At 65.0% G+C, this 12,242-nt stretch carries 5 protein-coding genes and 2 pseudogenes; 4 read left to right on the top strand and 3 right to left on the bottom strand.

The annotated features are described in order from the left end of the window. Positions 1 to 57 precede the first annotated feature (57 nt). Positions 58 to 507 (bottom strand): hypothetical protein, encoded by a 450-nt coding sequence (locus tag MMSP_RS16280; protein ID WP_012394376.1) that lies wholly within the window; start codon positions 505 to 507, stop codon positions 58 to 60. A gap of 218 nt (positions 508 to 725) precedes the next feature. Next, positions 726 to 2,558 (bottom strand): annotated as a pseudogene (locus tag MMSP_RS16275) (DUF4407 domain-containing protein). A gap of 225 nt (positions 2,559 to 2,783) precedes the next feature. Here MMSP_RS16275 and MMSP_RS16265 point away from each other — a divergent pair. Together MMSP_RS16265 and MMSP_RS16260 are read left to right on the top strand one after the other, a co-directional pair. Beyond that, the gene (locus MMSP_RS16265) at positions 2,784 to 3,347 is read left to right on the top strand and encodes a hypothetical protein (RefSeq protein WP_012394378.1); all 564 of its coding nucleotides are present in this window, start codon (positions 2,784 to 2,786) and stop codon (positions 3,345 to 3,347) included. A 255-nt stretch (positions 3,348 to 3,602) separates the two neighbouring features. After that, a pseudogene (locus tag MMSP_RS16260) lies at positions 3,603 to 3,944 on the top strand (SRPBCC family protein). A 107-nt stretch (positions 3,945 to 4,051) separates the two neighbouring features. Here the strand turns inward: MMSP_RS16260 and malQ are convergent. Beyond that, positions 4,052 to 6,223, bottom strand: coding sequence for a 4-alpha-glucanotransferase (gene malQ, locus MMSP_RS16255; RefSeq protein ID WP_036427338.1), 2,172 nt, complete (start codon positions 6,221 to 6,223; stop codon positions 4,052 to 4,054). A gap of 324 nt (positions 6,224 to 6,547) precedes the next feature. On the opposite strand from malQ, the gene eccB reads away from it, so the two are divergent. Both eccB and MMSP_RS16245 read left to right on the top strand, forming a co-directional pair. Beyond that, positions 6,548 to 8,071, top strand: coding sequence for a type VII secretion protein EccB (gene eccB / locus MMSP_RS16250; RefSeq protein ID WP_036426618.1), 1,524 nt, complete (start codon positions 6,548 to 6,550; stop codon positions 8,069 to 8,071). Then, positions 8,068 to 12,234 carry a type VII secretion protein EccC gene (locus MMSP_RS16245; RefSeq protein WP_020787503.1) on the top strand — a complete coding sequence of 1,389 codons (4,167 nt, stop codon included), beginning with the start codon at positions 8,068 to 8,070 and terminating at the stop codon, positions 12,232 to 12,234. The genes eccB and MMSP_RS16245 overlap by 4 nt, the downstream gene beginning before the upstream one ends. Positions 12,235 to 12,242: the final 8 nt, after the last annotated feature.

Raw genomic sequence — 12,242 nt, 5'->3', positions numbered from 1 at the left:
TCCGGTGCAACGCCACCACGAAAGTGTCTTCCGCGGTGGGCATTCCGGCGCAAGCCATCACTCCGAAGGCGCCGGTGGAACACCGGGGCCGGTCACCACGAACGACTCGACCGCCGTGGCTCTGGCATAGCCTTCGACCTCCACTCGCCACTCATATATGCCCGGTTCCAGCGGAATGCCGGCAGGAATGTTGAGGGTGAGCGGCATCCGAACCGACGTACCGTGGATAGCGCCGGGCGGTCGCCCTGCCTCGGCGGAGGCTTCGAAGAGCACACGCTGCGGTCCGTTCGGCCCCGGCACCACGACCAAGTCACCATCGGTAGTCAACAGCTGGCACTTCAGCTTGTGCTGCTTGTTGGTCTCATTCCAGTCAATGTCTACGAAAAGCACTAAAGCAAAAGGGGGCGTGGGTGTTTGGCACTGTCGCCAACCCAGGCCGAGGGTGTGGATCTTTCCGGACTGAACGTCGGCATGGGCGGCATCGGCAAGAAAGACGCTGACCTTCATGCGCGGACCCGCATCCCGATCGCTCGTGCGGGGAACTCCTTTGGGCTGGACCCTGCGTTTACCGCCGTGATGAGATCCACGAGATTCTGTCCTGCTCCCAATCCGTATGAAATCCGGCCAGATACAACGGTGGGTGTCACTGCTGTCGGCACCGATTCCACGCGTCGGCAGGATAATACGCCGCCGCTGTGGTGCGACCGCTGTCGCAAGCCGCACGACTATTTGCCGGGCGGGAGCTGGCGCGGACCGTCGGGCGACCGCAGCTCGCGTGGGCCCTCCCGTTCGGCCAATTCGCGCCGGCCGTGCTGCTTTGTCGTCCCGACCGGCAGTCCCACCACATCTGCGGCAGGCACCTGCCCCAGCGAGGGCCGCCCCTGGTGGGTTTCCAGTCCTTCGCCGTCTTCGGCCCAACTGCCCGATTCGGCGTCTCCGCGCGACGAAGCGATGCGATTGACGGGGGCTGGAGCATCGGCACCGGCGGATTGGGGTGCGGGCTGCTCGCGATGGTCGTCGGAACTCTCGGTGTTCACCGTTACCTTGCGCGTGCGCTTGAACGAAAAAGCGATCTCCTCAACTTCTTCGAACACCTGACGCGCGCTGCGGATCGGCTGGGTGGTGTTGTCGATGACACGCGCGACGAACGGGGGCACCAACGGGCGAATCCAGCGCGCCGCGGCTTTTGTGGCGTCAGGAATCGACGGGATCAGCGGCGCCGCGCGGTCCTGCTCGTGCCGCTCTACCGTCGGGCTCGACTCGACCTGCGCCGGAAGGTGATGGGTCGTGTCAGTATCGGCTTTCGCTGCCCCGGCCGGCAATTCTGCGACTGCCCGGCTGGCGGCGGCTTCTGCTTCGGCTGCGATCGGCAGATACATGTCTTCCTCCACTGGCTCGTCGGTACGTTGCGACGAAGCGTGCATCGGAAGCTCCAGTGCTTCGATGACGCGGCGGCGTTGTTGCGCACGGTCGATTTCGGCCTGGGCCTCGATGGCCATGCGGGTCTGATTGAGTTGGTGCTCGGCCCACATGATTTCGGCGGCCTGGCGCACTTCGGCCCGTTTGACCGCGATAGCGGTGTCCGCGTCGAGCTCGGCACGCTCGCGCTGCGCGCGCGCCGCCGCATGGCGGTCGTGAGTCGTCTCGCCCCGCCAGAGCCACAGGATCAGCGGCAACAAGTACACAAGCGCAAAGAACGCGATCGTCAGCAGCCGCAACGCCAACGCGCCCTTGCTGGCGAATGTCAGCGCGTTCATCGCCACCCAGCGCGTGCCCAGCCCGCCACCAGCGTTGGCGACCACCGCGCGTTGGGCTTCGGCCAGCGCTTGCTCATCACGAGCCACCTTGGCGTCCAGGTTGGATGCTTGGCGAGCCCGGGCCGCCAGCGCGTTGTCCAACTCGCGTTGCGAGTCCGCGAGAAGCTGATTCGCCGTTCGTGTTTCGGGTCCGCGACCGGAAACGCCGGTGATCCTGGTCTGTGGGCAGTCTGCCGTGGGGTGGTACTCGCACCGGGCAACCACCAGGGCGCTATCCAGATGGACGCGAGCTTCTTCGACCGCGTTGTCCAGCGAGCGGCGCGCCGTGCGCGATTGCCGTAGCGACTCCGAAGCCGCTGCCACGGCCGGGGCTGTCTGCGCGTTGCGCAGGGCATGTTCGTCGAGGTATCGGTCAATCGAACCGGAGAATGCGACAAGCGCGGCGAGCTCGCCCACCACCACGCCGACGGCGACCGCGACCGCGGCGCGTCACACGATGCTGGGCCAGCGTCGAGTGAGAGCACTAGCGGTGCCGCGGGTAACCGCTCCAATCAGCAAGCCGAACACCAGTGTCACGCCAACCACGGCCCAGCCGGGCCAGCTCACCGATTCGCTCACCGCCAGCCCGGCGACGAGCCAGGCCAACACGGCTCCGAAGGCCACAACAGCGCCCGCGACGGCGTGCGTGGACCTCTCATGGCGCTCACCGAGTTCACGCCAGTGCCCGCCACCAAGCCAGGTGAGCAGCCCCTCGATCCGCGAGGTGGTCGAGCGCTGCTCAGGATATTTCTGGGCGCACATCAGACTCCAAACACCTCCAATTAGTTCAAGGGTGGCAGGCCGGCGCCCGACACACCGAATCGAGGCGGCCGCATGTGGGGTTGTTCACAAGTCACCAGCTCATGTTGCAGATCACACAGGTCGATACCCCACCGGCACTCGCTGTCCTGCGCCCAGGTGGCATATTTGTGCGACGCGAGCGGATCAGTGTCCATTTCAGCAGGTGACATGAGACGGTATAAACCTATGCAAAATCACGACTACGTCTCCTACGAGGACTTCGGCCGCAGGTTTTTTGAGGTTGCCGTCACCCCGGACCGCGTCGCGGCGGCGTTCGCCGACATCGCGGGCAGCGAGTTCGCGATGGAACCGATCGCTCAGGGCCCCGGAGGCATCGCCAAAGTCAGTGCGAAAGTCAAAATCCAGGATCCGCGGGTGACCCGAAAGCTGGGTGATCTGATCACCTTCGTCATCCACATTCCCTTGTCGATCGATCTTCTGTTGGATCTGCGCCTCGACAAGCAGCGATTCTCGGTGACCGGTGACATCGCGTTGCGCGCGACCGCGCGCGCCGCCGAGCCGCTACTGCTGATAGTCGACGTATCGAAACCGCGTCCGTCGGACATCACGGTCAATGTGTCCTCGAAATCCATCAGGGGAGAGGTCCTGCGCATTCTTGCGGGCGTTGACGGTGAGATTCGGCGTTTCATCGCCCAGTACGTCGCGGACGAGATCGACGCACCGCATTCACAAGCCGCGCAGATCATCGATGTGGCGACCCAGTTGGACGACGCCTGGACCGGAATCTAGCCAGATCCCCTTGGTCCGGCTAGCCGATCGTCATCAATCCCGTTGTCCGACAGTGCGATCAATAGCTATCGCCGGGGCTGCTGGCCTGATGGGGCAACCGCTGACAACTGCTTAGGGCGCCGCCCCGCTGGGGTCGTTTCTCGTTTAGCTGCCGGCCGGGGCTGGGTATGCGAACCCGAACGACGCCCCCGGTCCTGTTTGGGGACGAGCCGGTGTCGCCGGCAAGAGGGGCAACAGGGGGAGTGGGGCTGGCTCATGGCTCGCGTGGAGGTTTCGACGTCATCGGATCTCGAGCCCGCTACCGCCTGGACGGTCGCTTCGGATCTAGACCGGTTCGATGAGCTTCCGCAACGTCATCGGCTGGACGGTTACCGAATACGACCAGCCGAAGTACATAGAGCTGCGGGGGCGTGGGCGGGGCGGAGTGCGGCTCGCGGTGGCGATGACCGTCGCGGCGGGTCACCCGGGATCGGTATTTCACCTGACCGCCGATATGACCGGGGGGGTCCGCTAGGTGGGCCGATTGGGCGGCTGGTAGCCAGAATCCTCCGATCCGAGGTGCACACCTCGGTGCGCAACCTGGCGCAGTTGCGGTAGCCCAGAGCGATGGCCTGGCTTGAATCTGCAGTCACGCAACGGTTTTAGCGAGACAGCTGGCAGCGGCCAACTTGGCGCCACGCCCGTCGCCGCCGAAGCCGACCGGACTACCGGATACTTTCTGGCGTCGTCTGATCGCGAACGGCGTTGGCCAGCCTGGCGGCCCTGGCATTGCTGAAGATGTCTTCCAGCAGCACCTGGCGGCCGTCGGGGCCGGCCAGCGGAACTCGCCAGTTCGGATACTCGTCTGTGGTTCCCGGCTGATTTTGGGTCTGCCGATCGCCAACCGCGTCGGTCAGTGCCACCCCCAGCAGCCGTGACGGTGTCCGCCCCAGGTAGCGATACAACGCGAGCACGACCTGTTCGGGGTCGTCTTCCGGCCCGGCTGTTACGCCGGCTCCGGCCGCTTCGTCGAGTAGGCCAACGCGGCGCAATTCCGCTAGCCAGGCGGCTCGCTCCGCCCGGTATGCCTCCAATTCGACCTCCACCGGTCGGGTCAACAGCCCCAGCGTTTCGCGCAATCGCACGTGGTCGCCGGCCAGGTACCCGGCTGTCGGCGGAAGATCGTGCGTGGTTACCGACGACAAGCAGTACTCCCGCCAGCGTTCGGCCGGAAGCGGGTCACCGTTTCCGTCCCGGTCGAGCTCAAACCACAAGATCGAGGTGCCCAGCAAGCCGTGCAGGAGTAAGTAGTCACGCACCCAAGGTTCGACGGTGCCGAGATCCTCGCCGACGACCACAGCTCCGGCGCGATGCGCTTCCAGCGCGACGATGCCGATCATGGCCTCGTGGTCATAGCGCACATAAGTACCCTCGGTTGGGGCGGCTCCCTCGGGAATCCACCAGAGCCGGAACAGCCCGATGATGTGGTCGATCCGGACCCCGCCTGAGTGCCGCAGCACAGCCTGGATGAGCGCGCGAAACGGCTGGTACTCCTGCTGCTCGAGTCGGTCCGGCCGCCATGGCGGTTGCGACCAGTCCTGCCCGAGCTGATTGAACTCATCCGGGGGTGCGCCCGCGGTGACGCCCAAGGCCAGCACGTCCTGTAGGGCCCACGCGTCGGCCCCGTTGGGGTGAACGCCCACGGCGAGGTCATGCATGATCCCCAGCGACATGCCGGCACCGGTCGCTTCCGACTGCGCCGCGGCTAGCTGCTCGTCGAGTTGCCACTGCAACCACCGGTGGAAGTCGATGGCATCCGCGTGCTTGGTCGCGAAAGCCGCGATGCCAGAGGCATCGGGATGCTGCAGCGGCTTCGGCCAACGGTGCCAGTCATCGCCGTACCGCTCGGCCAGCGCGCACCAGGTGGCGAAGTCATCCAAAGCTCGGCCCTGCCGGTCGCAGAACGCGGTATAGGCCAGCTCACGCCCCGCCGAGCGGGGTACCCGGTGGACCAGGGTGAGGGCTGCGCGCTTGGCCGCCCATATCCCGTCGCGGTCGATGACGGCGACCTGGTCCGCCCCCCTTTGCACGTTCTCACGCAGTTGGCGTACCCGCCCTCGCTTGGGTAGATCGGCGTATTCCGGAATCGCCTCGACACGAAGGTAGATCGGATTGAAGAATCGCCGGGATGTCGGCAGGTAGGGCGAGGGCTCCATGGGCGCGGTCGGTGCCGCCGCATGCAGCGGGTTGACCAATACATAGTCGGCGCCATGGCGGTAGGCCGACCAGAGCGCCAAATCAGTCAGGTCCGTCAGGTCTCCGATACCCCAGGACCGCCGCGATCGAACGCTATAGAGCTGCGTGGCCAGGCCCCAGGCTCGACGGTTTCCGAGCTTTTCCGACAGCCCCAGCCAATCCGGGGTGATGATGAGGGCCGTGCTGGTCTCGTAGTCGTGGGATCGCAGATACACCCGGTGGTAGCCGATCGGCAGATCGGTAGGCAGCACGAAGCTGGCTTCGCCGATCCAGCGACCGTCCAGCTCGAACGGCGCAGCGAAGTTGTCGATCTGCGCCACCTCGCCACGCAGCGTGCCATCCTCGAGCTGCAGCCAGACGTCGGCCGGAGCGCCGTGAGTGACATGCGCCCAAAAACGCGTTTGCGCGCCAGCACGCGAGACGATGGTCGCCGGCAACGAGCGCGTCCAATACGACCGCAGGTTCTCGGTCAGGGCGGCGTTGCGCCGCTGTTCGGTGTCCGCCCGAACGCCGAGGGCAGCCAGCACGGCCACCAAAGTGTCCTGAGAGACGGGTATGCACTGGCCGCTCCAGTCCTGGAACTCGGTGGCGATGCCGTACCGGCGGGCGAGTTCGACCAGCGAGGGCGCAAGCTCCGTCATGTCGCCCATCTTGCGTCCAACCCTGAGGACGCGTCGCGCGCAGGGCGACCTTGACGGGGCCCACCCACCCGACATCGACCGCATCGTCGCACTGCGCCGCAGGTCAGCGACCTGCGGCCGGGTGTTTGCCACTTGGCGCGCCACGCCGGCGATTCGCCGCTAACATGCACAGGAGACACAGCGAATCCTTGGGGGGTCCAGCACGGTCAGCGTCGCATGGCGACTTCTGGCCCGGTGCCCTACGGTTGTCAACGTGATCAGCGTTACGCCGGGTATCCAGGCCAGCATCCAGGCGTTCTGAAACAGAGCGAAAGGTGATCTAACGTGGCTGAACAAGGCCGCGGACAGCGGGGGTCAGGCTACGGCCTCGGGTTGTCGACGCGGACGCAGGTAACGGGTTATCAGTTCCTGGCCCGTCGAACCGCGATGGCATTAACCCGCTGGCGCGTGCGGATGGAAATCGAGCCGGGCCGTCGTCAGACGCTTGCCGTCGTTGCATCGGTGTCGGCGGCGTTGGTGATCTGCCTGGGATCGCTGCTTTGGTCGTTCATCAGCCCCTCTGGCCAGATCAACGATTCCCCGATCATCGCCGACCGCGATTCCGGCGCTCTCTATGTTCGGGTAGGGGACCGGTTGTACCCAGCGCTCAACCTGGCGTCGGCACGACTGATCACCGGGCGGGCTTCCAACCCGCATCTGGTTCGGGGAAGCCAGATCGACTCGATGCCGCATGGGCCGCTGGTGGGTATCCCTGGCGCGCCGTCGGACTTCAATCCAGCAAGTCCTGCCACGTCGTCCTGGCTAGTGTGCGACACCGTAGCGGGTCCGTCGACCATGCCGCAGTCGCCGCACGGCGTAACGGTGACCGTTATCGACGGCACACCCGACCTAACTGGTCACCGGCGGGTGCTGAAGGGCTCCGACGCGGTGGTCTTGCGCTACGGGGGTGATGCCTGGGTGATCCGCGAAGGACGTCGCTCCCGCATCGACGCCACAGACCGGTCGGTACTGCTGCCGTTGGGGCTGACGCCCGAACAAGTCACTCAGGCACGTCCGATGAGCCATGCGCTCTATGACGCGCTGCCGGTTGGACCGGAGTTGGTAGTTCCGGAGGTGCCCGATGACGGTGCGGCGGCGACGTTCCCGGGTGCTCCCGGGCCCGTCGGGACGGTGATCGTCACGCCTCAGATCAGTGGACCGCAGCAGTATTCGCTGGTCTTGACCGACGGTGTGCAGACTCTCCCGCCACTGGTGGCCCAGATCCTGCAAAACGCGGGACGCCCGGGCAACACCAAGCCGGTCACGGTGCAGCCCTCCTCGCTGGCCAAGATGCCGGTGGTCAACAGGCTGGATCTGTCCGCCTACCCCGACGACCCGCTGAATGTGATGGACATTCGGGACAATCCCTCAACCTGCTGGTGGTGGGAACGGACCGCCGGTGAGAACCGGTCCCGGGTTCAGGTGATTTCCGGACCCAACATTCCAGTCGCGCCACACGAGATGAACAAGGTGGTCGACTTGGCGAAGGCGGACATGTCCGGCCGCGAGGCTGACCAGGTCTATTTCGGCCCCAACTTTGCGAACTTCGTCGCCGTTACCGGAAACAACCCGGCCGCCCAGACAACTGAATCGCTGTGGTGGCTTACCGAAGCCGGTGCGCGATTCGGGGTTGAGGACACCAAAGAAGCGCGTGAAGCGTTGGGATTGGGGTTGACGCCCAGCCCGGCACCCTGGGTGGTGCTGCGGCTATTGCCACAAGGCCCGACGTTGTCACGTGCGGATGCGTTGGTGGAGCACGACACGCTACCGATGGATATGAGCCCAGCAGAGTTGGTGGTACCGAAGTGAAACGTGGATTCGCCCGGCCGACGCCCGAGAAGGCGCCGGTAATCAAGCCCGAAAACATCGTTCTGCCAACACCGTTGAGCATCCCCCCGCCAGAGGGGAAGCCCTGGTGGTTGATTGTCGTTGGCGTCGTCGTGGTCGGCCTGCTTGGCGGCATGGTGGCCATGGTGTTTGCCAGCGGTTCGCACGTTTTCGGCGGCGTCGGCTCGATTTTCCCCATCTTCATGATGGTCGGAATCATGATGATGATGTTCCGCAGCGTCGGCGCGGGCGGACAGCAGCAGATGAGCCGCCCCAAGCTCGATGCGATGCGGGCCCAGTTCATGCTGATGCTGGACATGCTGCGCGAGACGGCTCAGGAGTCTGCGGACAGCATGGACTCCAACTATCGCTGGTTCCATCCGGCGCCTAGCATCCTGGCAGCGGCTGTCGGTTCGCCGCGAATGTGGGAACGCAAACCCGACGGCAAAGACCTCAACTTCGGGGTCGTGCGCGTCGGTGTCGGCATGACCCGCCCCGAGGTGACCTGGGGTGAGCCGCAGAACATGCCGACCGACATCGAACTCGAGCCGGTGACCGGTAAGGCGTTGCAGGAATTCGGGCGCTATCAAAGCGTCGTCTACAACCTGCCCAAGATGATTTCGCTGCTTGTCGAACCCTGGTATGCCCTGGTCGGAGAGCGCGAGCAGGCGTTGGGACTGATGCGTGCAATCATCTGCCAGCTCACCTTTTCGCACGGGCCTGACCACGTGCAGTTCATCGTCGTCAGTTCCGATCTGGCCGAGTGGGAATGGGTGAAGTGGCTTCCGCACTTCGGTGACTCACGGCGCTACGACGCGGCGGGTAACGCGCGGATGGTTTACAGCTCGGTGCGTGAGTTCGCCGCCGAGCAAGGCGAGCTGTTCGCCGGACGAGGGTCCTTCACGCCACGGCACGCCAGTTCCTCGGCGCAGACGCCGACACCGCACACCGTGATCATCTGTGATGTCGATGACCCGCAGTGGGAGTACGTGATCAGCGCAGAGGGCGTCGACGGGGTGACGTTCTTCGACCTGACCGGTTCCCCGATGTGGACGAACGTCCCGGAGCGGAAGTTGGAGTTCGACAAGACTGGTGTGATCGAGGCGCTGCCCCGCGACCGCGACACCTGGATGGTGATCGACGACAACGCCTGGTTCTTCGCCCTGACCGACCACGTGAGCATCGCGGAGGCGGAGGAGTTCGGTCAGAAGTTGGCCCAGTGGCGGCTGGCCGAGGCATACGAAGAGATCGGTCAGCGGGTTGCCCACATTGGCGCTCGGGACATCTTGGCCTACTACGGCATCGACGACCCGGGCAACATCGACTTCGACTATTTGTGGGGGAGCCGCACTGACAGCATGGGCCGGTCGCGGTTGCGGGCGCCGTTCGGCAACCGATCCGACAACGGTGAGCTGCTGTTCTTGGACATGAAGTCCCTCGACGAAGGTGGTGACGGCCCGCACGGGGTCATGTCGGGTACCACGGGTTCCGGTAAGTCGACGCTGGTGCGGACCGTGATCGAATCGCTGATGCTCGGACATCCGCCCGAGGAGCTGCAGTTCGTGCTGGCCGACCTCAAGGGTGGTTCCGCGGTGAAGCCGTTCGCCGGCGTGCCACACGTCTCGCGAATCATCACCGACCTGGAAGAAGACCAGGCGCTGATGGAACGCTTCCTGGACGCCTTGTGGGGCGAGATCGCCCGGCGCAAGGCGATCTGTGACAGCGCGGGTGTGGACGACGCCAAGGAGTACAACTCGGTTCGCGGCAGGATGCGCGCACGCGGCCAGGACATGGCGCCGCTGCCGATGCTCGTGGTGGTCATCGACGAGTTCTACGAGTGGTTCCGCATCATGCCGACGGCGGTCGACGTGCTCGACTCGATCGGCCGGCAGGGTCGTGCCTATTGGATCCACTTGATGATGGCCTCGCAGACCATTGAGAGCCGTGCCGAAAAGCTCATGGAGAACATGGGTTACCGCCTGGTGCTGAAGGCACGTACTGCCGGGGCCGCCCAGGCGGCGGGTGTGCCCAACGCGGTGAATCTGCCGGCGCAGGCAGGTCTGGGCTACTTCCGGAAGAGCCTCGAAGACATCATCCGGTTCCAGGCCGAATTCCTCTGGCGGGACTACTTCCAGCCCGGCATCACCGTCGACGGCGAGGAAGCGCCGGTGTTGGTGCACAGCATCGACTACATTCGCCCGCAGTTGTTCACCAACTCATTCACCCCACTCGAGGTAACGGTGGGCGGACCCGAGATCGACAAGGTGGTCGCGCACGCCAACGGCGAAGTGGTCGAGGAGGCCGAGGCCGAGGCCGAGGAAGAAGGCATCCGAGTGCCCAAGGTGGGTACCGTGATCATCGATCAGTTGCGCAGGATCAACTTCGAGCCCTACCGGCTGTGGCAACCGCCGCTGACCCAGCCCGTCGCGATCGACGACCTGGTCAACCGGTTCCTCGGGCACCCGTGGCAGAAGGAGTATGGGTCCGCTCGGAACCTGGTGTTCCCGATCGGTGTCATTGACCGCCCGTTCAAGCATGACCAGCCGCCGTGGACCGTGGACACCTCTGGTCCCGGGTCCAACGTGCTGATCTTGGGCGCGGGTGGATCGGGCAAGACGACCGCGCTGCAGACACTGATTTCCTCGGCGGCGCTGACTCACACGCCCGATCAAGTTCAGTTCTACTGCCTGGCGTACAGCAGCACCGCGTTGACCACGGTTTCCAAGCTGCCTCACGTGGGTGAGGTGGCTGGCCCGACGGACCCGTATGGCGTGCGTCGGACGGTGGCCGAGCTGCTGGCCTTGGTGCGTGAGCGCAAGCGCAGCTTCCTGGAATACGGAATTGCCTCGATGGAGATGTTCCGTCGGCGCAAATTCGGTGGGGAAGCCGGTCCGGTGCCCAACGATGGCTTCGGCGATGTGTACCTGGTGATCGACAACTACCGCGCTCTCGCCGAGGAAAACGAGGTGCTGATCGAGCAGGTGAACCTGATCATCAACCAGGGACCCTCGTTCGGCGTGCACGTGGTGGTCACTGCCGATCGTGAATCTGAGCTGCGGCCCCCGGTGCGCAGCGGGTTCGGTTCCCGCGTTGAACTGCGCTTGGCGGCGGTGGAGGACGCCAAGCTGGTGCGTTCTCGGTTCGCCAAAGATGTCCCGGTCAAGCCCGGCCGCGGCATGGTCGCGGTCAACTACGTCCGGCTGGACAGCGATCCCCAGGCGGGCCTGCACACATTGGTGGCGAGGCCGGCGATGGGCAGCACCCCCACCAACGTCTTCGAGTGTGACAGTGTCGTTGCGGCGGTCAGTCGGCTCACGACCTCCCAGGCGCCGCCGGTGCGTCGCCTGCCGGCGAGTTTCGGTGTGGATCAGGTGCGCCAGCTCGCCGCCCGGGATACCCGTCAAGGTGTTGGTGTCGGCGGAATTGCCTGGGCGATATCGGAATTGGATCTGCAGCCGGTGTACCTCAACTTCGCCGAGAACTCGCACTTGATGGTGACGGGCCGGCGCGAATGTGGGCGTACCACAACGTTGGCCACGATCATGTCCGAGATCGGGCGGTTGTATGCACCGGGCGCCACCAGCGTTCCCGCTCCGCCACCTGGGCAACCTTCGGCGCAGGTTTGGCTGATCGACCCGCGCCGTCAGCTGCTGACCGCGCTGGGCTCCAACTATGTGGAGCGGTTCGCCTACAACCTCGATGGCGTCCAGGCGAAGATGGGCGAGTTGGCCGCCGTGTTGGCCGGCCGGGAGCCACCACCTGGGCTGTCAGCCGAGGAGCTGCTGTCCCGGTCGTGGTGGAGTGGTCCGGAGATCTTCCTGATCGTCGACGACATCCAGCAGCTGCCACCGGGCTTCGATTCGCCGCTGCACAAGGCCGCTCCCTGGGTCAACCGGGCCGCTGACGTCGGTTTGCACGTCATCGTGACGAGGTCCTTCGGTGGTTGGTCGTCGGCAGGTAGCGACCCGATGTTGCGGGCGTTGCATCAGGCGAATGCGCCGTTGCTGGTGATGGATGCCGATCCTGACGAGGGCTTCATTCGCGGCAAGATGAAGGGTGGCCCGCTGCCTCGCGGCCGAGGCCTGCTGATGGCCGAGGACACCGGCGTATTCGTTCAGGTTGCCCTGACCGAGGTGCGAAAGTAAGACCGGGC

Source organism: Mycobacterium sp. 012931 (genome assembly GCF_000419295.1).
GTDB classification, from domain to species: Bacteria; Actinomycetota; Actinomycetes; order Mycobacteriales; family Mycobacteriaceae; genus Mycobacterium; species Mycobacterium marinum.
This window is presented reverse-complemented; position numbering and strand designations above follow the sequence as displayed.

What these genes read in the sequence shown, in the direction of transcription:
- malQ (WP_036427338.1), bottom strand. Translation starts at nt 6,223, where the DNA reads ATGACGGAGCTTGCGCCCTCGCTGGTCGAACTCGCCCGCCGGTACGGC.
- MMSP_RS16265 (WP_012394378.1), top strand. Translation starts at nt 2,784, where the DNA reads ATGCAAAATCACGACTACGTCTCCTACGAGGACTTCGGCCGCAGGTTT.
- MMSP_RS16280 (WP_012394376.1), bottom strand. Translation starts at nt 507, where the DNA reads ATGAAGGTCAGCGTCTTTCTTGCCGATGCCGCCCATGCCGACGTTCAG.